Source organism: Sorangium sp. So ce1504 (genome assembly GCF_051521635.1).
Lineage (GTDB): Bacteria > Myxococcota_A > Polyangia > Polyangiales > Polyangiaceae > Sorangium > Sorangium cellulosum_B.
In genome coordinates this window covers 8,411,610-8,433,840 of the sequence record NZ_CP150365.1, presented here as the reverse complement: position 1 = coordinate 8,433,840, position 22,231 = coordinate 8,411,610, and the positions used below count along the sequence as shown (strand labels likewise).

Genomic DNA, 22,231 nt, shown 5'->3' with positions numbered 1-22,231 from the left:
ATAGCGACAACATGTCGCATTCAGGCGAGGGGCGGCGCGGCCTATCGTGGCGCGCATCGTTCCTCGGGAGGACGCTCATGGAATCCGGTCTTCGTGCATCACGGCTCTGGTTCCCGCTGGTCGGGGCGGCCCTCGCGCTCATGGCGTGCGGCGACGATGAGGGGGTGAACCCTGTCGACGGCGCGTCGACCTCGACGGGCGTCGGTGGCGGCGGCGGGAGCGGCGGGGCTGAGACGATCGCTGTCGCGCTGCAGTTCGAAGGCCGCGTCCGCGACGAGGTGTTCTCCTGCAGCGAGACGTACGCTGTCGGCAGCGCCTCGACGGACGTGGGGCTGAACGATTTCCGCCTCTACATCCACGACGTGCGCCTGCGCCGCGCGGACGGCGAGGAGGTGCCGCTCTCGCTCGAGCAGGACGAGCTGTGGCAGTACCAGGACGTCGTGCTCCTCGATTTCGAGGACCGATCGGGCACCTGCGCCAACGGGACGGAGGAGACGAACGGCGTGGTGCGCGGGACGGTCCCGGCCGGGGACTACGACGGGCTGTCGTTCAAGCTGGGCGTCCCGTTCGACCTGAACCACGGCGACGCGTCGAGCGCGCCGTCGCCGCTCAACCTGACGGGGCTGTTCTGGAGCTGGAACGACGGGTACAAGTTCCTGCGCCTCGACAGCGTCTCCACGGCGGACGACAAGCCGTTCCTCGTGCACATCGGGAGCACTGGCTGCGTCGCCGGCGCGGGCGGCGAGGTGACCGCGTGTGATCGCCCCAACGTCGCCGAGATCGTCTTCGAGGGCATCGACCCGCTCACGACGAAGGTGCTCGTCGACTATGCGGCGCTCGTCGCGGACAGCGACCTGTCGGGGAGCGCCGACGACATCCCCGGCTGTATGTCGGATCCGTCGGATTCCGAGTGTCTGCCGCTCTTCACCCATCTCGGCATCGACAGCACCGACGGCTCGCCGCGCCCCGATCAGCAGTCGTTCTTCAGGATAGACTAGGCGCCATGGCGATGTTCGCTTCGATGACCGCTCTCCGCCGCTCGGCGATCTCCTCCGCCCTCGCCGCGCTCGCGGCCCTCTGCTGTGCCTGCGGCGACGACGATGGCCCGGGCGGATCGACGGGGGAGGGCGGCGGCGGCCAGGGCGGCGGCGGCGATGGGGGAGGCGGCGCGGGCGCCTATGCGTGGGGGCTGCCGACGGGCTTTCCGGTGCCCAAGGTCCCCGAGGACAACCCGATGTCGCCGGCGAAGGTCGAGCTTGGCAGGCGGCTGTTCTACGACGTGCGCCTGTCCGGCAACGGCACGTACTCGTGCGGCTCGTGCCATCGCCAGGAGCTCGCGTTCACCGACCACCTCGCGAACGCCGAGGGCTCGACCGGCCAGCTGCACTCGCGCAGCTCGATGAGCCTGGCCAACGTCGCTTACCTCACGACGCTGACCTGGGCGAATCCGCTCGTCGAAGCGCTCGAGGAGCAAGCGCTCCTGCCCATGTTCGGCGAGACGCCGGTCGAGCTCGGGCTCGCCGGCATGGAGGGCGAGCTCCTGGAGCGGCTACAGGGCGAGCCGGTGTACCAGGACCTCTTTCCCGAGGCCTTCCCCGGCGACGACGAGCCCATCCGCCTCGCGAACATCACGAAGGCGATCGCGGCGTTCGAGCGGTCGTTGCTCTCCTACCGCGCGCCCTACGACCGTTACCGTTACGGCGGCGACCCCTCCGGGATGTCCGATGCGGCGCTGCGGGGGATGGATCTCTTCTTCTCCGAGAAGCTGGAGTGCTTCCATTGCCACGGCGGCTTCAACCTGTCGGACTCGGTGGAGCACGACGGCACCACCTTCACGGAGGTGATGTTCCACAACACGGGGCTCTACAACACGGACGGGAACGGCGCTTACCCGGAGGGCAACGGGGGAGTCTACGAGATCTCCCACAAAGAGGCGGACATGGGCCGGTTCCGCGCGCCCACGCTGCGGAACATCGCCGTCACGGCGCCGTACATGCATGACGGCAGCATCGAGACGCTCGAGGGGGTGCTCGACCATTACGCCGCCGGAGGGCGCACGATCGAGGCTGGCCTCCCCAACGCCGGTGTGGGCAGCGAGAACAAGTTCAAGAGCGAGCTCATCAGCGGGTTCGATCTCACAGAAGAGGAGAGAGCGGACGTGATCGCCTTCTTGCAAACCCTGACGGACGACGAGTTTCTGAAGGACCCGCGCTTCGCGGATCCCTGGGCGGAGGCGCCGTGAGCCGAAGGCCTTTCCTGAGCCGGGCGCTCCTCGTGCCCGCGCTGGCGGCGCTCGCGTCGGCCGCGATGTACACCGGGGCGTGTGGCCACAGCCACGACCACACGTCGAGCGGGACGGCGTCCGACCCGACCCTGGCCGACGTCATCTTCGAGGGCGGCGCGACCGACGAGGCCCTGGCGGCGCTGCTCGCCGTGGAGCCGAAGGACGATCCCTCGCAGGGCACGGTGTTCGACGCGCCCGAGGACGGCGCGATGCTCCCCGGCGACGCCGCGCCGGAGCTGACCTTCCACGTCGCGGGCGCGGCGCAGCGGACGGCGCCTCGGGCCGCGCCGGAGCTGCGGCTCGCGGCCGCCGCGGCGCCGGGGACGCGGGAGCTCGCCGCGCCGGGAGCGTCGATCGTCGCGGAGCTCGGGGCGCTCCTTGGGCCGGCGCGCGCCGCCTGGGCTCACGGGACGCCCATCAACGGGCGCGCTTACTTCCTGGTCTTCACGACGGCGGAGCGCGAGCTGCTGCTCCGGGTGTTCACGACCAAGCTGAGCTACACGCCGGACGCGGCGGCCTGGGACAAGCTCCGCGCTGCCGGTGCGCCGATCACGGTCGGCGTGACCAGCGCGCTGTTCGAGAACAACCGCATCGTGCAGGGCGGCGGTCCCTTCCCGGGCGCGTCGGTCACGTTCACCATCCTGCCCTGAAGCCGCCGCGCGGCGCGGCGGTGCCGGCTCAGGACGAGCGCGGGAAGATGAGCGTGTACGAGCCCGGCGCGGGGTTGAAGAGCACCGCCTTGTCCGGGTGCTCCTCCCTGTCGAAATGGGGATACCACGGCAGCGCCCGCCAGGACTCCGACTCCTTGATGAACTCGCGGACGATGAGATCGAGCTCCACGTACTTCCCGGCGGTGATCGCGGAGAGCTCCGGTCCGAAGCTCCAGCGCTCGCGTCCAGGGCGCGGGGCGACGTCGTTGTGCAGCGCCCCGCCGTAGGCGATCACCATCTTTCCCGCGGCGTCCTCGCGGCCGAGCAGCGCCTTCGCCTCGGCGGCCGTCTGGCGCGCGATCATCTCGAGCATGGCCGTCACCGCGTCCGGCCCCGCGCGCACGATGGCGTCGACCTCCTGGCACGAGGGCGTGAGCTGGTGGGGCCGGATGCCGAGCCGCTTCGCCGCGTGGCCGAGCGCGAGGAACTCGTCCTGGTTCTGCGCCGCCTGGCCCTGCGTGACCGTCCGCTGCTCCGTCTCGACCCGCGCGACCTGCTCCTTCTTGCAGCGCGGGTCCACGGCCCAGAGCTCGACGATCAGATCGGAGGCGCGGCCGGCGAGCGCCGGCAGGAAGAGCTCCGTGAAGCGTCGGGTCGCCGACGGGATGCCCTCCGCGCCTCGCTGTGCGTGCGCCTCGCCCACCGCGAGCACGCGCGGGCCGCTCTCCAGGACGTGGGCGAAGGCCTGGGCCGGCGTATCGAAGGCGAGGCAGCCCAGCGCGCCGCAGGGCGCCGGCGCCGGGGAGGCCGCGGCTGCGGGGGCGGCGGCCTGCGGGGCCGGCGGCGGGGCGGCCGGGGGCGAGCTGGAACCCGAGGCGGCGGCGCTGGCGGAAGGAGCGCTCGCGGAAGGAGCGCTGGCCGAAGGAGCGCCGCCGGCCGGAGCGCCGCAGGCCGCGAGGAAGGCCGCGGCCACCAGGGAGGTTCGCGGAGTTCGCATGGGAGCATCTTACCGGGCTCCGAGAGCTCCTGTTCAGCGCGGCGCCGCGGAGCAGCCGAGCGGCTCCCCGGCCGAGCCGCGGCCGCCCCCGCGGCCTTCCGAGGGCTACCCGCGACCAGGGTGCTGACCCATGTTGCGCAGCGCGTGACGTGATGAGCGAGGGGCATCGTGTCCAGACGGAAGAGAAAACCTGGGGGAGCGAGCTCGGTGAGGCGTCGCGAGCGCGACGAAGCGATACGGGAGCGCGATGACGAGCGAGCTCGGCTCGCCGAACGCGACACGCGTGGCACGCACGGAGAGGGGGCCTTGATCATGACCATGAGGACGAGCGGGCGGGCGGAGCACGAAGCCACCGCAGGACACGCAGAGTCCGCGATCACCAACAGCCTGGAGCAGGTGCGCGACATCCTGTGCGGCGCCCAGTTCCGCGAGTTCGCTCGCCGGCTCTCGCACACCGACGCTCAGGTCGCCGCCCAGGCGGAGGAGCTGCGGAGTGAAGCGTGGCGGCGTCTGGACATGCTGGAGGCGCACATGCGCAGGGAGATCGAGGCGCTCGGCGCGTCGATCGAGGCCCAGCGCGCGGCCGCCGACGGCGCGCTCGGCAGCGTCGCGCGCGAGTCGCGGGAGGCGCTCGAGCTGATCGCGCAGCGGGTCCAGCGGCTGGAGGAGCTCGTGGGGCGCACGCAGCGCGAGCTCCGGCAGCAGATGCTCGACCAGTCCAAGGCGTTCGTCGACGAGACGCGGCGTACGCGGAGCGAGCTGAGCGCGATGCTCGAGCGCGAGCTGGCCGCCGTGTGGGCCGACGGCGCCGAAGCGCTCGCGCCGGACGCGCCGGCGCGCGAGGCGGCCGCGGCGTCGGAGCGGTACCAGAAGGCGGAGCGCCGCTCGGACGAGGCAGCGTGAGGCGGCCGCGCCGCTCCGCCCAGCGGAGCGGGCGCGGCGGTCCGGAGAAGAACGATGCGAGAGCCGAGAGCGCGCCGCGAGGCGCCTCCGCCGAGAAAGACGCTCGAAGACCTCCGCCCCCTGCTCGTGGGCCCTGAGCAGCACCGGATCCAGCGGATCGAGGAGCGGCTTGACCAGTCCATGGTCGAGATGGTCGCGGGGGCGCTGCCCGAGGCCGTGATCGAGAGCCGCAAGAGGGGTGAGGCGCTCTCGTGGGCGCTGGAGCCGCTCCTCACCAGCGCGATCCAGGAGCGCGTGCGCCAGGACCCGGGGTCGTTCGCGGACGCGATCGCCCCCGCCATGGGGCCGGCCATCCGCAAGGCCGTGCGCTGCGCTCTCCGGGCGATGATCCAGCGCCTCAACGAGGCGGCCGCCCTCGGCCTGTCCTGGCGGAGCGTGCGCTGGCGCGTCGAGGCGCGCCGCACGGGGCGTCCTTTCGCGGAGGTGGTGCTGCTCCGCTCGATGATCTACCGGACCGAGCAGCTCTTCCTTGTCCACCGCGGGACGGGGCTCGTCCTCGAGCACCTCAGCGCCGACGAGATCCCCTACAGGGATCCCGATCAGGTCACGGCGATGCTCACCGCCATCGACGCGTTCGCCCACGACGCGTTCCGGACCGACGCGCGGCTGGAGCGCTTCCGCGTGGGCGATCTGACAGGGTGGGTCGAGCACGGCCCGTCGGCGCTCCTCGTGTCCATCGTGCGCGGCGTGGCGCCGCCCGCGTACGGGCTCGTGCTGTGCGAGACGCTGGAGCGCGTCCACCTCTCGTACGGCGGTGAGCTCGCCGGCTTCCGCGGCGATCGGACGCCGTTCTCGGGCGCCCGCGAGCTGCTCTCGCGCTGCCTCCAGCAGCAGCGCCAGCCGGTCCCGCGCCGAGCTCGGGCCGTGCTCGCGGCGGCCGCCCTGCTGGCCGCGGTCGTCACGGCCGCGCTCGTCTTCTCGGTGCGCGCCTCGCGCGAGGATCAGCGCCGCGTCGACGGCTGGGGCGAGGCGCTGCGGCGCGAGCCCGGCCTGCTGGTCACCGCGGCGGAGCGGCGCGCCGGCCAGGTCGTGTTCACGGGCCTTCGCGATCCGCTCGCCGCGGACCCGAGGGCCGTGCTCGAGCGCGGCGGCCCCGTGCGCCAGGAGGTCATCCTGCGCTTCGAGCCCTTCTATTCGCTCCATCCGCAGATCGTCGAGCGCCGGGTGGCGCGCGCTCTGGAGCCGCCGCCCGGGGTCACCCTGGCGCTGCGCGGCGGCGCCGTCGTGGCCAGCGGGGTCGCGCCCCAGCGCTGGATCGAGCGCGCGCGCTGGTCGGCAACGGTGCTCCCCGGCGTCTCGGGGTTCGACGGCGAGGGCCTGACGGCGCAGGAGTCGATCGACCGCGCGCGCGCGGCGGCGCGCTCCCTCGAGGCGATGGAGCTCCTCTTCCGCCGCGGCGCCGCGCGGCTCTCCGGCGAGCAGGCTGCGCGCCTCGACGAGGTCGCGGCCGCTGCCGGGCGGCTGATCGCCCGCGCGCGCGAGGCCGGCATGATCGCCGAGATCCGCGAGATCGGCTATGCGGATCCCGTCGGATCGGAGGCGTCGAACCGAGCGCTCAGCCAGGCCCGCGCGGAGCACGTCGCGGCCGAGCTCGTTGCGCGGGGGATCCCGGCCGATCGCCTGCGAGCGAGCGGCGGGGGAACGCGGCGCGAGGTCGTGCCCCCGTCCTGCGCCGGGGGCGCGGCGCGGGCCGAGTGCCTCGCCGGCCCGGACGAGCGCCGCGCGCGCAGCGTGATCTTCCTTGTGGACCTGCACGCGGAGAGCAAGGACTGAGTCATGGCGGAGAAACGCAAGGTCTGCGTGCTGGGCGCGACGGGGGTCGGCAAGACAAGCCTCGTCGCCCGCTTCGTGCGCAGCATCTTCTCCGAGTCTTACCGGACGACCATCGGCGTGACGATCGAGACACGGCGCGTGATGTGCGATGAAGGCGAGCTCGACCTCATCCTCTGGGACCTGAGCGGAGAGGACGAGTTCCAGTCCGTCCAGACATCGTACCTGCGCGGCTCCGCGGGCTGGCTCCTCGTCATCGACGGCACGCGGCGCCTCACGGCGGAGACCGGGCTCCGCCTCTACACCGCTGCGCGGACGATCGTCGGAGAGGTCCCGGCCGTCGTCGTCCTGAACAAGGCCGATCTCACCGCGGCGTGGGACATCGACGATGCCACCGAGGCCAGGCTGAGGAGGGCGGGCCTCTGGATCACGAGGACGAGCGCCAAGACCGGCGCCGGGGTCGAAGGCGCGTTCAACGCGCTGACGCGCGCCATGCTGGCGAGCGAAGCGCCTTCGTTGCGGGGTTGATGGACGTGGACACGTGGCTCCTCGCTGCGCTGGACAAGCTCGTCCTCGAGCGTTTGCACGACGGGACCTTCGTCATCCGCGGCGAGCCGCCGCCGTGGTTCCGAAGGCTCGGGTTCGCGCCGCCGTGGCGCGACTCGCCGCTCCCGATCGATCGCGCGCTGCCCTTTCTGGAGGTGTTCCTCCCCGAGGCGGAGCGGGCCTGGTCCGCGGAAGGCGCGCCGGGCGTGCAATCCGACTTCTGGACGCAGATGATCGGCGACGAGGCGCTTCACCTCGAGGCGACGGCGCTCCGCGTGGGCTCGTCGCGGCTGCTCGTGATCACCCGGAACGACGCGCTGTTCCAGGAGCGCCGCCGCGTCCTCCAGCGGGCGCGCGAGCTTCACCTCGTGCACGAGGCGCTGTCGCGCGAGGTCGAGCGGAAGGATGTCCTCGTCCATTGCATCGTTCACGACCTCTCCGGCCCGCTGAACAGCCTCCTCGGCGCGCTGTCCCTGCTGGGAGAGCAGCCGCTCCCGGAGAAGAGCGGCGCGCTCGCCGCGGTCGCGTTGAAGGCCGCCCTGCGGCAGCGCGAGCTGATCCGGGAGATCCTCGACGTGTTCACCGCCGAGGGCATGGCGTCCGACGCCTCCAGCGGCGACGTCGCCGCGGTGGTCGACGTGCGCGGCACCGTCGCTCGGGTCGTCGAGGCGCTCCTGCCCATGGCGCGAAGCCGGGGGGTGTGCCTGGAGGCGCCGCCGGAGATCGGCTGCGCGCGGCCGTGCACCGTCGTCGGTGAGGAGCCCAGGCTCGCGCGCGTGGTCTCCAACCTCGTCGAGAACGCGCTCCGGTTCACGCCTCCGCGCAGGTCGGTGCGCGTCGCAGTGCACGATGAGCCCCGGTGGGCTCGCGTGACGGTGGAGGACGATGGGCCTGGCGTCTCCCCTGCCATCGCGCCGCGCCTGTTCCAGAAATTCGCGCACGGCCACGACCCTGGCGCGGGCAGCGGCCTCGGGCTCTACGGCGCCCGGATCGCGGTGGAGCGGTGGGGCGGGGCGATCGGGTACGAGGCGCGGCCGGAAGGTGGGGCGAGGTTCTGGCTCCGGCTGCGGCGTGTCGGCGCGGCGGGCGAGGCGGGTGGCGGCGGGGCGCAAGGGGGGTGATGCCATGGCCAAGCTCTTGCTGGTCGACGATGACTCGGGGACGCTCGCGTGGATGGCCGAGGCGCTGCAAGGCGCGGCGTACGACGTCCGGACCGTGCGCGGCGGGAGCGCGGCGCTGGAGCTCCTCCGGACGTGGACGCCGGATCTCATCCTGGCGGACTTCCTGATGCCCGAGATGGATGGCTTCGCCTTCAACCGGCTGGTGCAGTCGCGCGAGCGGGTGCCCGTGATGCTCGTCTCCGTCGTGAACAAGCCGGCAGAGGCGATCCTGCGGGGGGTCGCCGGCTACGTGCGCAAGCCCGTCACCGCGGGGGAGCTCCGCGCCGCCGTCGAGCGCGTGCTCGGCGCCGTCGAGGGGGTAGCCATCCTCGTCGTGGACGACGACGCGGACATCCGGGAGTGCTACCGGCTGATCCTCGAGCCGCGCTTCAGCGTGCTCGAGGCCGAGAACGGGCGCGACGCCCTGGAGCTGCTCGCGCGCGAGCCCGTGGCGCTGGCCATCGTGGACGTCCACATGCCCGTCATGAACGGGGTGGAGTTCATCCGCGCGATGCGCGACGACGCGAGGTTCTGCACGATCCCGGTCGTGGTGCAGACGAGCGACCGGGCGGCCGCGCGCGCGCCCGTCTGGACCGATCTGCACGTGGCGCAAACGATCCTGAAGGACGAGTTCCTCGACTGGCTCATGACCCAGATCGACGCGCACCTCGCGCCGGCGTCGCCGCGCGAGGCCGAGCGCGCCTGGTCGACCGCGAGCCGGTGAGCGCCGGGCGTCGCCCCTTCGGCGAGCGCGGCCCACCCGGGCGCCGTCAGCCTGGCGTCCACCGCGGGTTCGCGGTGAACAGCCCGGATCCGAAGCTGATGTCGTAGGCCAGGAACAGGCCGAACCCCACGCTGAGGAGGCTGGCGACGGCGCCGAAGGCGTAGTGTATCCCGCTGGTGCGAGCGCGCGCGTAGGCGAACGGCAGCGCGAGCACCCCGGTGATGAGCGTCATCCCGGCGATCGTGCCCACGCCGAACAGCGCGATGTAGCCGATGCCCCACCGCGGGTCGCGCACCGTGGTGAGCACGAGGAGCGCCACCGCGGCCGAGCCCGCGAGGCCGTGGACCACGCCGATGAGCAGCGGCCGGAGGCTCGCATAGACGCGCGAACCGCCGAACACGCGGTCCGCCCAGCCGAGGTCGTGCCGGTGGCCGTCGTGGTGAGCAACCTGCGCAACAGGCGCAACAGGCTCGACCGGAGCAACGTCGGGCGCCGGCGGCTCGCCCCGCCGGACCGCCCGGTAGAGCCGCGCCAGGTGGTACACCCCGAGGCCGATCAACATCAGGGCGACCGAGAGCTCCATGGCCAGGCCGACGTGCGGCGGCACCACGAGCCCGAAGAGCAGGATGCCACCGCCGATCACCATCAGCGTGAGCGTGTGGCCGACGCCCCACATCGCGCCGATCAGCAGCGCCGTCCCGAGGCTCCGGACCCGGCTCACGACGGTCGCCACCGCGATCACATGGTCCGCGTCGGTGGCGTGGCGCATCCCGAGAGAGAAGCCGAGGAGCAGCAGCGGAAACGCCGAGGCGAACATGTCCCCTCTCGTAGCACGGACGGCGCGCGTCGTGTCACGCTGTGCGCGGCCGCCTGTTCCCGCCTCCGGCCGGCTCGCTTCGGCCTGTCGCGGCGAGCCGTCGTCTGCGCGGGGGCGACGAGCGCTGTTTCAGCTCAGCATGTCAGTTCGCGCGGTCTCGACTGAGCGCGTCGATGGCCTGCTGCATCCAGACCGCGTCTTCTTCAGCCTGCTTCAGGCCGTGCATCATCTGCTGGCGCAGCACACCCGTGGTCTGACGGATACCCCGTCGAAAGACATCGGCCGCGCGCTCGTGGACGACCTTGAGCCACGGGGCAAGGTCGCGCTTGTCGAGCGGCCCTGGAGCGTCCAGGACGGTGATGCAGGCATCGATGGCCTCGCGCATGGATCGGGACTCGAGCGCGTCGGCGAAAGCGGAGAACTGGAGCAGCGACTCTCGCAGCGCAGCGCGTCCGGTCGATGAGACTCTGTCTGTCATGGCCGCGCTCAGCCTACCACCTGGGCGACGCCTCCGCCCGTGCGCGCGCTGCGATTGCGCGTCAGCGCAGGCGGGATCGCCCCGCCGTCTCCAGCAACATCGCGAGCACGAGCGGATCGCCGAGGCCTTGCTCTGCGCCGATGTGCGCGCGGAGGCGCGACAGGCGCGCCGCATCCTCCAGGAACAGCGGTTCGTTCAGCCGGGTCGCGGCCTCGTGCAGGATGCCCTCGCGCTCGGAGAGGAGCACGGCGGCGCCGGCGCGATCGCCGCGCGCCACGCGGGCAGCGGCCTCCGCGAGCGACTCGCCCGCGGCGAAGCCCTGAAGCGTGCGCGTCATCGACGCGTCGACGGACGCCGCGCTGGCGGCGTCGCTGTCCGCATAACGCACCTCGATGGGGATCTCCTCGATCACGTTCCTCTTGGAGAGCCGATCTTTGTACTTGAGCTCGACGGTCGCGACGTTTCGCTTCCCCGCGCCGGGGCCGGCGCTCAGCTTGAGCAGCAGCGCGTGCCGATCATCGCGGGCGAAGACAGGCATGAAGAAGCGCATGCCGCCCTCGGCGTCGTCGCGTCGATCGGCCGCGATCCGGTCCCGCGACTGGGCGGCGACGTCGGCCGCGATCTCCTGGGCGCGGACGCGAGAGGCCTCGGCGCCGTCCAGCCGGCGCGAACCGTAGACGCGGAGCAGATCGACGCCCGCCTTCAGGCGCACGCGCACCTCCACCGCGGTCGCGACCGGGTCGAGGCGCTTGTCGAGCTCGGTCGACAGCGCGGGCGCGATCTGCTCCGGGTGTCGCAGGTAATAGTAGCCGCCGGCCCCGTCGCTCGCGATCGAGCTCATGAGCTGGCCGTCGAAGTCGTCGCCGAGCCCGAGCGCGCTCGTCTGGATGCCGCGCTGGAAGGCGTCGAGGGCGAGCCGCGCCAGGCGCTCGCTGTGGGTGAGGCCGCTCGTCGCCCGGCCGTCGGAGACGAGCAGCACCACGCGCACGGCGTCCTCGGGGATGCCCGGCCGGCTCGCCTGCGCGTAGCCCAGCGAGAGCCCCGCGCCGATGTTGGTGCCGCCGCCCTCGCGGAGCCCCTCGATGGCGCGGCGGATCGCCGCGCGGCGCGGGCCGACCGGGCCGTCCTCGATCACCACCTCGGCGTCGCTGGAGAAGGCGGTGAGCGAGAAGTCGTCGGCCGGCGCGAGCCGATCGACGAGCGCCTGCGCGGCGCGGCGGGCGCTGTCGATCGGCGCGCCGGCCATCGAGCCGCTCGTGTCGAGGACGAGGTGCACGGAGAGGTGCGGCCGCGCCGCCGCCGCCGCCGCCGCGGAGCGGAGCGCGAGGCGCAGGTGGAAGGCGCCGCCGCCCGGGCCGAGCGCGGCGCGCTCCAGGTCGGCGCGCAGGCCGAGCGCCTTGTCGGGGGCGAGCGGGACCTCCGGGGCGTAGCGGGCGGCGACGTCGCCGACGAGCTCGCGCTCCGCCGCGGGCACGACGCCGCGCGCGAGGGCGGCCTCGAACGCGGCCAGGTGGCCGCCCCCGGGCCGGTACGTGGTGGCGAAGCGGCCGTTCGGATCGAGGGCGACCTCGGGCTCCGGAGCGTAGGCGGCCGCGCTCCGCGCCGAGACCGGCGGCGAGGAGGCGCCGGCGCGCCCGTGGCCGCTCCCGAACCCCTGGCCCGACCCGGCGCCCGCGCCGTGCCCGATCGTCCCGATGGATCCGAGCCCGGGCGCCGCGCTCTCGCCGGCGAGGCCCCCGTGGCCGGCGAGGGGGAGGCCCGCGCCGCCTGCGGACGACGCGGCGCCGTCGAGCCCCCACGGCGCCGTGGGGGCGCTCGGATCGCCGCCGCCCCCGGCGTTGAGCAGCCCGATCATCCCGAACTCGGCCGAGTCGCGCAGCGCCTGCTGTCGCGCCACGTGCGGATCGGGGCTGTCGCTCGGGCCCTTGACCCCCCACCTGTTCCCCGTCGCCCCCGCGCGCGGCGTGGACGATGGGTGGCCCATCGACCCTTCCTCGCCCTTGGCTCGCGTCCCTGCGCCGCCCTCCTTCGCGTCGGCGGCGGGCTCGCCCTCGCGCTCGATCGCCGCGCGCAGCTCGCGCTCGTCGGCGGACGCGAGGTACTGCTGCACGAGCGCGATCCGATCCGCGCTCATGCCCGTGGACGGGTCGACGAGGGGCGGCGCCCAGCGAGCGAGGGCGCCGAGGAGCCCGAGGTGCAGGGCCGCCGAGACGGCGTGGAGGGCGAGGCTCTTCCGGCTCACGAGCGAGCGGCCCACGCGCTCGCCCGCGGCGGCATCGGCGCGGATCTGGATCCGCACACCCGCGATCTCGACGTCCACGCGCCCTTGCGCGGGCAGGGGCACGAGCGTGGCCCCGGGGATCGACGCGCGCTCCGCGCCGGCGTGCAGCTCCCGCGCCGCGGCCGCGGACAGCGGCGCGCCGCCGGGGGTGAGCGCGAGCGTCCCCGTCGCGGCGCCCAGCAGGACGAAGCCGACGCGCCCGGCGCCGTCGACCTCGAGGAGCGGCGCGCGGCGCGCGCCGAGCGCGCGCTCGGGGAGGAAGCAGTCGCACGGGCGACCGTCGTCGCGCCCCTCACCGACGTCGAACGCGCGCGGCGGCGTCAGGTGCTGGACGAAGAGCACGGTCGTGCCCCAGGAGATGACGATCTCCACGGAGCGCACCGGGGTCTCGGCGGCCTCGCCGGTGCTCGCCGCGTCGGGCTGCCTCGCGGCGGTGAGGTTCGGATCGGTGGCGGCGCCGCCATCCCCGGCGTCCGTCGTGTTCGCGCTGGGCATAGATCTCCCCTGTGCGCCGCGCGGAGCGGCGCGCTCACGTCCTCAGGAACCGCGCGGAGGACGCGCGGATCCGCGTCCTTCAGGCGGGCGCTCGGCCGCGCTGGCCGGCTGTCCGTCGTGCCTGCGGAATGACAGCGGCGGCGCGGGGAGGTTCCGGCGGCGAGGGGGTTAGGTGAGGCGGGGGTGACGCCCCCGCGATGGCCTACTCGAGGACGGGGTGGTACCGCCCGCTGGGCGTGACGATGACGTGCGCCTGGAGCGGGACGTTCAGCCGTCGACGGGGGCGCTGCTCATCGGGGCCACCTCCGCCGGCGGGTGAGGGACCGGGCGCAGAGGCGCCGCGCGATGCGGAGCCGCGTGGCCACCGTCGGCCTCGGGATCGCAAGCGCCGCCGCGATCTCGCGCATCGTCAGGCCGGTGGCGGTGAGCGCCAGGACCTCGCGGAGCTCAGCGCGGAGGCGGTGGAAGGCACGGAGCAGCCCGCGCGCGACGATGCGCTCCTCCGGAGAGGGAGCTACGAGGGGAGCGAGCCGGTCGGGATCGACCGCGGGCACCTCGTGCCGGCGGTGCGCCTTGTCGCGGTAATGCGAAGCCTGCCGCGAGGCGACCGCGGCCAGCCAGGCGCGCAAGGCGTCGCCCGGTGGCTGATCGGGCGACGGCCGGAAGCGGCCGGCGCGCATGCTGCAAAAGGCGCCGAGCACGGTCTCCTGCGTGACGTCGTCGAGATCCGCGGCGCGGACGCCGCGGGCGCGCAGCGTGCTGCGGATGAGCGGGCGCTGTTCGAGAAGCACGGCGGCTTCGAGATAGACGGCGGGGTGAGGTGGCTGGTGTCGGGGCTCGGGCGGGCGGGCGAGCCTGCCGCGCGCCGTGGAGCGCGGGCGGCGGCGTGAGGGCGGATCGATCTCTTGGCCCTGTTCGGGGCGTGGACGTACCGTTTCCATGTCGGACCTCGTTGCTGCGGGGTTCGGCCACGCTGCCCGGACGGTTGGCGCCGTCGCGGGCAGCACTTGCTTGTGGGGAGCTTAGGTGGCGCAGCGGGAGCGCGGCAACACAAATGAGATATATGAGATGCTATTCCAGATCGCAGCAGAGGCGGCGCCTTTGCCATGCCTGATGCGCGGCTGGAGGAGGTGCTCGGCTTCATCGGGGCCAACGTCCGCCGGATCCGCCTGAAGCGCGGCATGACGCAGCAAGAGCTCGCCAGCGCAGCCGGAATCGCCCTCGGCTTTCTTCAGAAGGTCGAGCGCGCCAAGACCAACGTCGGGGTGGCCGTCCTTGTGAGGCTGGCTGACGTGCTCGGCGTCCGGCCTGGGGTGCTGTTCCGTCAGCGGGAGCTTCCGCCGGTGAAGCGGGGCCGGCCACTCAAGGCACGACCCCGCGAGCGGTGATCCGCCTTCCGGGCGGCATTCGCTGAAAGATTCAGGAGAGCGGATAGAGCGGGTCAGACCGGCGCGGGCTCGGCGGACGCGGGCTCGGCGGGCACCGGCTCGGCCTCGGGGGCGGCGCTGCCGCGGCGCTTCGGGCGGAGCCGCCGCAGGGCGTTGCGGAACGAGGTGGCGCCGAAGCGACGCTTGACCTCGGGCATGTCCCAGCAAGCGTTGACGCCGGCGGCGCGCGCCTCGTTCCCTAGCAGCGTGGCGTAGGTCACGATGGAGTTGCGGAGCACCATCGCCTCTTCCCGGTTGCGCAACCCGAGGATGCCGAGCAGGTCGCGGCCGCTCACCTCGTCGAGCAGCGCGCTGCCTTCGCGCAGGAAGTCTTCGGTGAGGCCGACGGGCGCGAGGCGGGCCTGGTGCTGCTGGGCGAGCCGGAGCAGCATGGCGAGATCGCTGGTCTCCTCGGTGAGCGTGCCGCTCGTGTTCACGTCGGCGAACTGCTCGGCGACGTCCGGCTCGAACGCGAACGCCTGGTCGGCGAACGCCTTGAGGCGCGCGCGCCAGGGCCGGCTCGCCTTGATCACCTGGTCGATGGGCCGCACCTGATAGGCGCCGGTGCGCTTGCCCTCGCCGAACCAGAGGTTCGCCGTGTCGAGGAGCTGGATGGCGCCGCGGAGCAGCGCGCGACGCTCGGGGCCATAGGCCTTGCTCGCGAGGTGCGCCTCGTGCTGGACGACGGCCAGATAGAGGTCCCGGAGCTCCGTGAGGGTGGTCGAGACGGGTTGGCTCGGCTCCATGACCTCGCGGAGGATGCGGTCCATCTCGGGCCGCGCGGTATCGAGGAGGGCCTGGAACTCCGCGGGGGTAGCGACCGCGCGGGTCTCCTTCAGGACGGCGTGTTGCTCTTGTGAGAGTTCGATTCCCATAACCTACCTCCAGTGGGGGTGGCGAGCGGGCGAGCGTAACAGCACGGTAGAGCTCGTCATGGCCCGGACGGGCTCGGCCGTCCGGAGAGCACGGTGTCGACGCCGGGGGGCTGCGCCGGCGCGCCCGGGACGCGTCCCAGCAGACCGGGGCGCGAATCCAGCGGACCGTGGAGCGCGGCCAGCAGACCGTGGAGCGCGGCCAGCGGGCCGGGAGCGCGGCCAGCACCGCCGAGACGGCCAGGAATTGTGTCAGCAGGTCCAGGGAGGCGTACCAGCAGGTCCGTAGAGCCGTACCAGCAGGTCCGTAGAGCCGTACCAGCAGGTCCGAGGCGGCGTACCAGCAGGTCTGAGGAGCCGTACCAGCAGGTCCGAGGAGGCGTACCCACAGGTCCGAGGAAGCGTGCCAGCAGGTCCGAGGAGGCATACCAGCGGCTTCGAGGAAGCGTGCCAGCAGGTCCGAGGAGCTGTACCAGCGGGTGCTGGCACGCGTCCCGGGGTTGCTGGGGCAGCCGCCGGCACGTGCCGGCACGGCGCCGGGCGACGCGGACAGCGTAGAGCGCGCTTCGCCTCCGGCCCCGATGGAGGTAGCGAAGAGGACGCCCCCACGGACGGGGCGATTCCCACCCCCGAGCCCCCAGAGTGAGGTCATGCGACGCCTGCGCTACAGCCCGATCCTCGCGCCTGTGCTGCTGGAGTGAGCACCGATCACGTTAGAATCCCGAGGAAATCAACAGAAGGGAAGAGCAACCGCAAGGGCGCGAGGGGCGCAAGGGGCAGGCAAGAGAATATCTCGTCTTTGGTCCCTTGCGCCCCTTGCGCCCCTTGCGCCCTTGCGGTTGCCCTCTTTCCCGCATTCCTTGCCCTTGGAGCCTGCTTCCCGGCAGACTGCCGCCAGGACCCCTACATGGCGTCGAGCGGATAGCGCGGCCGTGGAGGTCGAGGTGCGCGTCGGCGAGATCGACGAGGCCATGGGCTCATGACAGCGAAGTGTCGATCTCTGGGAACCCGACACAATCCATTTCGAGCCGCGAGAGCCGGCCAGCTGCTTCAACTTTGGATAGCATCGTCGGGATCAAATAGAGCGCGCCATACAGCGCCTGAAATGCATCGACGCCGGCTCCATGGGACTTATGTCTGTCTCCCGCCCCAGCGACTTCAACGTCAGCTTCCCAGCACAGGGCTGCTGGCCTGTACTCGGGCGCCCAGAGCCGCACCTGGATGTTTTCTTGGCTCCCGTTCGGTAGTGTCAGCGTGAGGGTGCGTTCAGCGATCGGGTCCGGCATGACCCCCAGCTAGCGACGGTGCCGTGCGGCGTCCAGGTCAGGGGGAACGACGCGTCCCCCTGGCCCGAGCTCGGCGCGCTGCCGGCAAGGGATCGAGGCGAGCTGGGCGGCGCCTTCTCCGCGGCAGCGCAGGCGCGGAGGTCGAGGTAGGCGGCGGCGATCTCGGCGCGGGCACCGTTCACGTGGTCGGGCTCGCCCCCGAGGGCGGAGCGGCCGGCGTCGGCGGCACGGGCGCGCCGCGGGGCGGTCCTCGGCCAGGGATGATCTCCTCCAGGGACAACCGCGCCAGGCGAGCGACCGGGCACGAAGCCCCGACGTTTCGCGGCGATCTTGGGCGGCGCGGCTTTCGGGCGGCCGCGCGTGCCGTCGTTTCCCTCACCGGCGAGCTCGCCGCCATCGAGGTGGACGCCGGCGCGCGGGGCCGCCGTCTATGTCCAACTGGCTATATTGTGGTCAGCGGCTCGCCCTTGGTCCGGCCGCGCGTTCGCGCGTCAGCGCGCCGGAGTCACGGCTCAGTGAGTTTGATCTCCGGGAACCCGAGCCACTCCGCATCGAGCCACGAGAGCCGGCCCAAGTCCTCATAAATGACGAGCATCGACGGGATCAGTTGAAGCGCGCAGTACAACGCCTGGAAAGCATCGATACCGACGCCGTTGGTCTTATGGGTCTTCCCCGCTCCAGCGACTTCCACGTCAGCTTCCCAGAACGGAGCGGATGGCCTTGGCCTGTACTCGGGTTCCCACACTCGAACTCGGATGCTTCCTTGCGTCCCGTTCGGAAGTGTCAGCTCGATGGTACGTTGCGCGATCACGTCCGCCATGCGCCACCAGCTAGCGCGCTCGTCGGCGATGTCAAGCGCCCTAGCTCAACAGGAGCTCAGGCACTTCCTCTGCCCATTTGTCGCGCCTGTTCACAGTAGCTCTTCAGGAGCACGGGCGCGCGCTCTTCGCAGTAAATCTCCCATCGCGTCGACAGCGCGAAGCATGCAGTAGGGCAACTGGAACGACACTTCTTGTAGCCCGCGACTCGCCCTTCGTTGCCCTCCGACATGCAGTGAGCCACTTCCGGACGTGTCAAAAATATATCCATCGCTGCCCCGCACATGAGACGCCAGATATCGACCCCCTCGTCTACTGCGTCTTGGCACCTCTCTTCTGCTCCTGTCTGCTCCTGTGAGCAACTCGCTCGACTCTAGGGTCTCCTCGTCCAATACGGACTCTGATTCTGGTGTCGGGTCAACAGTGCACGAAGGGACGGAACAGCAGATGACGGCCACGGTGATAGCGTTGAATGTTCGCATGCCGCGTCTATTGCGATCGGCGTGCCGGGCTCATGTGTGCTTCCCTGAGGCGTGCCGCATCTCTTCCGAACTAGAAACCAAAGGCTTTGGGGCATGAACAGGTCACGTCGGGAACCGTCCTCTTGGTTCTCACGGCGGCTCCCACCAGCCTCTTTCCACGTCGACCGCCCTTCCTCTTTCTGCTCCTCTGCGTGGGCGACGACGTGCGATGTCCGGGAGGGAGCTGTGGGCCGATCCGGAGCAGTTCCGCGACCGAGGCGTCGAGAGGTGCGTCGGCGAGCTCGGGTCCGTCGCTGGCGTCGAGGCGTGCGCCGGGTCCGTCGCCGGCGGGCGGAAGTCGGCCCGCTCAGCGCGGGCGTCTGCGCGGCGTACATGGCGCCCGTGCAGGTAAGGCGGCCGCGGCGTCGAGGTCACCTCGCGTTGAACAGCCCCTCCGCCGCCTCCGCCACAGCGCCATCACCCCGACCAGCGCCGCGCCCAGCGCCGCGCCCGCGCCGCGAGCGCCGGACGCGCGCCGCGGCTCGGCGCCCGCGGCCTCGCACGCGCAGCCTCCGCCCAGCTGGAGGATGAGCGGGGCCTGCTGCGGGCCTTCGCACAGGTCCACCGTGAGCGGCCGCGGCGCCGTCCGCGCGACCCCTTGCCTGAGCGGCGTGTCGAGGTTGCCCGTGTTCTGGTTGTCATGGTGGAGGCTCTCCCAGGCGATGAGCGCGCCCGTCGTCGCCTCGGTGTGCCAGGCGAAGAGCCAGCCGTCGCGGGTGCCCACCGCGATCTCGAGCGTGCCGTCGCCGTCGAGGTCGCCCACGGCGGGCGTCGTGGTGATCGACTGGCCGGTGAACTTCGGGAACCCGCGCGGCTCCCGGCCGCACCCGTCGAAGGCGTGGAGAAAGTAGCCGCTCGATCCGCTCAGCACCTCGGGGTAGCCGTCGCCGTTCAGATCGACGACCGCCTGGCTGCCCGAGATCGCGTAGTCCTCGAGCACGAACGGGGCGCGAGGCAGCATCGCGCCCGACCTGCCGCTCCAGACGGCGAGCAGGTGAGGCCCCGGCTGCGTCGCCCCCTGCGTGCCCGCGAGGGCGAGCGCGGCCGCCTTCGAGGCGCCCGCGGCGATGACGTCGGGGGTGCCGTCCTGATCGATGTCGCCGAGCGCAGGTTGCGACAGCAGCGGGATCATCGTCCGGGCGCCGGCGGCGGGCGAGAGGGGGCCGAACGTCGGGTCGAGCCCGGCCGGCGAGCCGCCGCTCGCCCGCGGCAGCGCGCCCGCCGGCGTCGCCAGGAGCTCGCGCTGCTCGCCGGGTGAGGCCGGGAGGACGAGCGGCGGCGCGCCGTTGCCCTGGACGACGCCCGCCAGCGCGCCATCGAACCGCCCGACGACGCCCGAGGCCGTGATCCCCTCCGCGGCGAGCGGGTCGAACGAGAGCGACGGCACCGTGATGGGCCACCCCGCGAGCACGGGCCCGGAGGGCGCGGTCGTGCCTCGCCCATCGATCACGTAGACCGCCCCGGCCTCGCCGTCCTCGCCGAGCCGCTCGCTCGACGCGACCAGCAGATCCGGCAGCGCGTCGCCGTTGAAGTCGGCCACGGCGGGCGTCGCGAGGAGGCGGCTCCGCGCCGGCTCCTCGGCGAGCGGACCCGCGTAGTGCACCTCGACGGGAAAGCCGCGCAGCGCGTTGCCATCCCTGTCGAACGCGTGGACCGTGCCGTCGAACGCCGCCTGGATCACGTCGAGCCGCCCGTCGCCGTCGAGATCCGCGAGGACCGGCGAGGCGAAGGCCCCGCGCGCGATCCGCGCGGCCGCCGACATGCACGGCGCGCTCGCCGGAGCCCCGGGATCGAGGGGGCAGGAGGGGATCTCGGGCAGGCGTTTCGGCCACCCGTACCGGTCGCTGCCGTCCGCGCCGATGACGTAGATCGTGCCCGGCCAGGTGGAGATCGCGATCTCCTGCCTGCCGTCGCCGTCGAGGTCCGCGATGGCGGGCGCGCTCAGGATCGGCTCGCGACCGAGCTCACTGTTCACCTTGCTGTACGCGGGGGCGCCGAGGTAAACGGGCGTGGCCGGGGACGCCGGCTCATCGAGCAGGCCGTCGGTGGCGCCGGTCATGAACGGGAACCCCGGCAGCGGCTGCGGCCCCTTGGGCGTCACCTTCAGCACGTGCAGCGCGCCGCCGGCCGTCGGGTAGACGAGCTCGCGGACGCCGTCGCCGTCGATGTCGGCCATCTTCGGGCTGCCCTCGCCGCTGTCGCCGACGCGGACGGGGAAGCCCTGGACCAGCGTCGGATCGCTGTCGACGTGGATCGTGCGCCGCGCCTCGCTCTCCACGTCGCCGGTGGCGTAGTGGGCCCTCGCGCGGACGCGCACCGTGATCGCGCGATCGTCCTCGCCGTGGGGGCTGTCGGGGTCGCGGAGGTGGGACGTGTCGATCGTGCGCACGTCGAGGGAGGCCATCGGGCCCTCGGCGCCGGTGACAACCGTCGGCGCGACGTTCGTCTCCTTGTGGATCACCTTGAAGTCCGCCGCGAGCGGCTGCGCGCCTGCCGCCCACTCGACCCAGTAGTCGTAGGCCATCGCCCGCTTCGCCGAGATGGTGCCCTCGATCGGCACCGGGCCCTGGACCTGATCCTTGTAAACGACCTCGAACCACCGCGGCGACGTCATGTCGACGGCGGGCGGCACGCGCCCCTCGCCGAGCGCCTCCACGGCGCGGTTCGCGTTGACGCGGCCGTGGCCGAACCGCTGATCGAACCCCGCCTGCGAGAAGCGGTACAGCGACCCGGGCTCCAGCGACTCCGGCACGGCGATGTCGTCGGCGGTCGCGACGAGCAGGCCCTGCACCTCCCCCGGGGACAGGGACACGCCGCGGTCGAGGGCGACGGAGTAGAGCAGCCCCGCGACGCCGGCGAGCTCGGCGGTCGCGTCGCTGGCGCAGCCGGGGCTCGACACGGCGAGCACGTTGTTGCCGCCGAAGCTCGAGCACGGGGACGCGTCGACGAACGTGGTCGACGTCGCGACGCTCTGGCCGTCGTAGCGGACGGCGCTCACGGGCAGCGCGTGGTTGCTCGTCGCGGGCACGCTGTGGTGGCGCGAGCCCTCGTTGCCCATCGACGCGACGACGAGCGTCCCCTGGGCGTGGGCGTAGTCGAGCGCCGCCTGGACAAAGCCGGTGTTGTCGACCGTGGTCACCGGGCACTGCACGACGTTGGCCCGGCTGTCCGCCGCATAGAGGAGCGCCTTCGCGAGGTCCTGCGCGTCGGCGACGTGGCTCTCACCGACGCGCAGCGGGATGAACCTGCACCGCGGGCACACGCCCGCCCCGCCCAGCTGGTTGTTCGTCTGCGCGGCCGACGCCTTCGCGCCCTCGGTGCCGTGGCCGTTGCGGGCGTCGTCGAACGGATCGTTGTCGTTCTTGAAGAAGTCCCAGCCCGCGATGTCGTCGGCGTAGCCGTTCTGATCGTCGTCGATCCCGTCCGAGAAGTGGAGGATGAGGTCACCGGCGTCGAGCTGGCCGTTCCCGTTCCGATCCCCCTGCGGCCGCCCCTCCGACGCCGCGGGCGTGAGCTCCGGCGTGTCCCTGTAGTCCGCGATGGAAAGGACCCCATCGCCGTTGCAGTCGAAGCCCGCGAGCGCGCCGTCGCCGCCGCACGCCGCGCCGTCCGCGCGCCGCGGCATGTGGGCCGCGAGCTCGCCCTGGTTGAGCCACACCTTCTCCAGGAGATCCCCCTCTCCCCAGAAGATCCCGGAGTCGGCGACGGCGATCCTGACGCGCGGGTCCCCCTGGGTGAAGCGCCAGGCGAGATCGATCGCCATGCCGGCGGCGGACTCCTCCGGCCGGACGTACCCGCTCGGGGCCGGGATGAACGAGTAGAAGCCCCACTGTCCGCTCTGCGTGACCGACGTGCCGTAGTCCGGGTCGTTCGGCCAGTGCTCGGGCTCGGCCATGTCCGCTGCGCTGGCCAACGGGGGCGGGGGCCAGCCGCCGGAAGCGTCGGATGGAACGAGCGCGCCCGCCGCGGCGCCGCCGAGCGCCCCCAGAAGAGCAAGCGAGGGAAAGCAAGTGCAGCGCATGCCGAGACCCTACCATCGGTTCGCGCGCGCGAGGCAACCGCCGCCTCCAGCAGGAAACCGGCGCTTTCACCGCGCCCGGGCCCGGATCGCGGCGGCCTTCGCGCCGCGCGCGACCCGACGC

18 protein-coding genes are annotated in these 22,231 nt (G+C 72.5%); 9 read left to right on the top strand and 9 right to left on the bottom strand.

From position 1 onward, the window contains the following. Positions 1-77 precede the first annotated feature (77 nt). From WMF39_RS31725 to WMF39_RS31715, 3 genes are read left to right on the top strand one after another with little or no spacing between them, the layout of a single operon-like run. Positions 78-998, top strand: a complete 921-nt coding sequence (locus WMF39_RS31725) for an MbnP family copper-binding protein (RefSeq protein ID WP_437740217.1) — start codon at positions 78-80, stop codon at positions 996-998. A gap of 5 nt (positions 999-1,003) precedes the next feature. Further along, entirely contained in the window at positions 1,004-2,242 is a 1,239-nt protein-coding gene (locus tag WMF39_RS31720) for an MbnH family di-heme enzyme (RefSeq protein WP_437740216.1), read from the top strand. Continuing rightward, positions 2,239-2,934, top strand: coding sequence for a hypothetical protein (locus tag WMF39_RS31715; protein ID WP_437740215.1), 696 nt, complete (start codon positions 2,239-2,241; stop codon positions 2,932-2,934). The genes WMF39_RS31720 and WMF39_RS31715 overlap by 4 nt, the downstream gene beginning before the upstream one ends. 28 nt (positions 2,935-2,962) lie before the next feature. Here WMF39_RS31715 and WMF39_RS31710 read toward each other — a convergent pair whose 3' ends face one another. Then, positions 2,963-3,931, bottom strand: coding sequence for a hypothetical protein (locus WMF39_RS31710; protein ID WP_437740214.1), 969 nt, complete (start codon positions 3,929-3,931; stop codon positions 2,963-2,965). A 312-nt stretch (positions 3,932-4,243) separates the two neighbouring features. Here WMF39_RS31710 and WMF39_RS31705 point away from each other — a divergent pair, with 312 nt between their 5' ends. The 5 genes from WMF39_RS31705 to WMF39_RS31685 are packed head-to-tail and all read left to right on the top strand — an operon-like array spanning position 4,244 to position 9,094. After that, positions 4,244-4,834 carry a hypothetical protein gene (locus tag WMF39_RS31705; RefSeq protein ID WP_437740213.1) on the top strand — a complete coding sequence of 197 codons (591 nt, stop codon included), beginning with the start codon at positions 4,244-4,246 and terminating at the stop codon, positions 4,832-4,834. Positions 4,835-4,888: 54 nt separating this feature from the next. Then, positions 4,889-6,667 carry an OmpA family protein gene (locus WMF39_RS31700; protein ID WP_437740212.1) on the top strand — a complete coding sequence of 593 codons (1,779 nt, stop codon included), beginning with the start codon at positions 4,889-4,891 and terminating at the stop codon, positions 6,665-6,667. A 3-nt stretch (positions 6,668-6,670) separates the two neighbouring features. Next, complete coding sequence (locus WMF39_RS31695) at positions 6,671-7,192, top strand: Rab family GTPase (RefSeq protein WP_437740211.1); 522 nt, start codon at positions 6,671-6,673, stop codon at positions 7,190-7,192. Next, entirely contained in the window at positions 7,192-8,331 is a 1,140-nt protein-coding gene (locus WMF39_RS31690) for an ATP-binding protein (RefSeq protein WP_437740210.1), read from the top strand. The genes WMF39_RS31695 and WMF39_RS31690 overlap by 1 nt, the downstream gene beginning before the upstream one ends. A 4-nt stretch (positions 8,332-8,335) precedes the next feature. Further along, the gene (locus tag WMF39_RS31685; RefSeq protein WP_437740209.1) at positions 8,336-9,094 is read left to right on the top strand and encodes a response regulator; all 759 of its coding nucleotides are present in this window, start codon (positions 8,336-8,338) and stop codon (positions 9,092-9,094) included. 46 nt (positions 9,095-9,140) lie between these two features. Here WMF39_RS31685 and WMF39_RS31680 read toward each other — a convergent pair whose 3' ends face one another. From WMF39_RS31680 to WMF39_RS31665, 4 genes are all read right to left on the bottom strand, one after another. Next, positions 9,141-9,911, bottom strand: a complete 771-nt coding sequence (locus tag WMF39_RS31680) for a high-affinity nickel-transport family protein (protein WP_437740208.1) — start codon at positions 9,909-9,911, stop codon at positions 9,141-9,143. 142 nt (positions 9,912-10,053) lie between these two features. Beyond that, positions 10,054-10,296, bottom strand: coding sequence for a hypothetical protein (locus WMF39_RS31675; protein ID WP_231864310.1), 243 nt, complete (start codon positions 10,294-10,296; stop codon positions 10,054-10,056). 154 nt (positions 10,297-10,450) lie between these two features. Beyond that, positions 10,451-13,165 carry a vWA domain-containing protein gene (locus tag WMF39_RS31670; protein ID WP_437740207.1) on the bottom strand — a complete coding sequence of 905 codons (2,715 nt, stop codon included), beginning with the start codon at positions 13,163-13,165 and terminating at the stop codon, positions 10,451-10,453. Between the two features lie 290 nt (positions 13,166-13,455). Beyond that, positions 13,456-13,956 (bottom strand): RNA polymerase sigma factor, encoded by a 501-nt coding sequence (locus tag WMF39_RS31665; RefSeq protein WP_437740206.1) that lies wholly within the window; start codon positions 13,954-13,956, stop codon positions 13,456-13,458. Positions 13,957-14,271: 315 nt separating this feature from the next. Between WMF39_RS31665 and WMF39_RS31660 the strand changes: the two genes are divergently transcribed. After that, complete coding sequence (locus WMF39_RS31660; RefSeq protein ID WP_437740205.1) at positions 14,272-14,553, top strand: helix-turn-helix domain-containing protein; 282 nt, start codon at positions 14,272-14,274, stop codon at positions 14,551-14,553. 53 nt (positions 14,554-14,606) lie between these two features. Here the strand turns inward: WMF39_RS31660 and WMF39_RS31655 are convergent, their stop codons facing one another. The 4 genes from WMF39_RS31655 to WMF39_RS31640 all read right to left on the bottom strand — a co-directional run bounded on the left by WMF39_RS31655 (position 14,607) and on the right by WMF39_RS31640 (position 22,110). Continuing rightward, positions 14,607-15,467, bottom strand: coding sequence for a hypothetical protein (locus WMF39_RS31655; RefSeq protein WP_437740204.1), 861 nt, complete (start codon positions 15,465-15,467; stop codon positions 14,607-14,609). 974 nt (positions 15,468-16,441) lie between these two features. Continuing rightward, entirely contained in the window at positions 16,442-16,750 is a 309-nt protein-coding gene (locus WMF39_RS31650; protein WP_437740203.1) for a DUF6968 family protein, read from the bottom strand. Positions 16,751-17,255: 505 nt separating this feature from the next. Then, the gene (locus tag WMF39_RS31645; RefSeq protein ID WP_437740202.1) at positions 17,256-17,570 is read right to left on the bottom strand and encodes a DUF6968 family protein; all 315 of its coding nucleotides are present in this window, start codon (positions 17,568-17,570) and stop codon (positions 17,256-17,258) included. Positions 17,571-18,396: 826 nt separating this feature from the next. Beyond that, on the bottom strand, positions 18,397-22,110 hold the full coding sequence (locus WMF39_RS31640) for an FG-GAP-like repeat-containing protein (RefSeq protein WP_437740201.1): 3,714 nt from the start codon (positions 22,108-22,110) through the stop codon (positions 18,397-18,399). Between the last annotated feature and the right edge of the window lie 121 nt (positions 22,111-22,231).

What these genes read in the sequence shown, in the direction of transcription:
- WMF39_RS31680 (WP_437740208.1), bottom strand. Translation starts at nt 9,911, where the DNA reads ATGTTCGCCTCGGCGTTTCCGCTGCTGCTCCTCGGCTTCTCTCTCGGG.
- WMF39_RS31660 (WP_437740205.1), top strand. Translation starts at nt 14,272, where the DNA reads ATGCCTGATGCGCGGCTGGAGGAGGTGCTCGGCTTCATCGGGGCCAAC.
- WMF39_RS31705 (WP_437740213.1), top strand. Translation starts at nt 4,244, where the DNA reads ATGACCATGAGGACGAGCGGGCGGGCGGAGCACGAAGCCACCGCAGGA.
- WMF39_RS31645 (WP_437740202.1), bottom strand. Translation starts at nt 17,570, where the DNA reads ATGGCGGACGTGATCGCGCAACGTACCATCGAGCTGACACTTCCGAAC.
- WMF39_RS31720 (WP_437740216.1), top strand. Translation starts at nt 1,004, where the DNA reads ATGGCGATGTTCGCTTCGATGACCGCTCTCCGCCGCTCGGCGATCTCC.
- WMF39_RS31725 (WP_437740217.1), top strand. Translation starts at nt 78, where the DNA reads ATGGAATCCGGTCTTCGTGCATCACGGCTCTGGTTCCCGCTGGTCGGG.
- WMF39_RS31695 (WP_437740211.1), top strand. Translation starts at nt 6,671, where the DNA reads ATGGCGGAGAAACGCAAGGTCTGCGTGCTGGGCGCGACGGGGGTCGGC.
- WMF39_RS31650 (WP_437740203.1), bottom strand. Translation starts at nt 16,750, where the DNA reads ATGCCGGACCCGATCGCTGAACGCACCCTCACGCTGACACTACCGAAC.
- WMF39_RS31710 (WP_437740214.1), bottom strand. Translation starts at nt 3,931, where the DNA reads ATGCGAACTCCGCGAACCTCCCTGGTGGCCGCGGCCTTCCTCGCGGCC.
- WMF39_RS31670 (WP_437740207.1), bottom strand. Translation starts at nt 13,165, where the DNA reads ATGCCCAGCGCGAACACGACGGACGCCGGGGATGGCGGCGCCGCCACC.
- WMF39_RS31655 (WP_437740204.1), bottom strand. Translation starts at nt 15,467, where the DNA reads ATGGGAATCGAACTCTCACAAGAGCAACACGCCGTCCTGAAGGAGACC.
- WMF39_RS31685 (WP_437740209.1), top strand. Translation starts at nt 8,336, where the DNA reads ATGGCCAAGCTCTTGCTGGTCGACGATGACTCGGGGACGCTCGCGTGG.
- WMF39_RS31700 (WP_437740212.1), top strand. Translation starts at nt 4,889, where the DNA reads ATGCGAGAGCCGAGAGCGCGCCGCGAGGCGCCTCCGCCGAGAAAGACG.
- WMF39_RS31690 (WP_437740210.1), top strand. Translation starts at nt 7,192, where the DNA reads ATGGACGTGGACACGTGGCTCCTCGCTGCGCTGGACAAGCTCGTCCTC.
- WMF39_RS31675 (WP_231864310.1), bottom strand. Translation starts at nt 10,296, where the DNA reads ATGCGCGAGGCCATCGATGCCTGCATCACCGTCCTGGACGCTCCAGGG.
- WMF39_RS31640 (WP_437740201.1), bottom strand. Translation starts at nt 22,110, where the DNA reads ATGCGCTGCACTTGCTTTCCCTCGCTTGCTCTTCTGGGGGCGCTCGGC.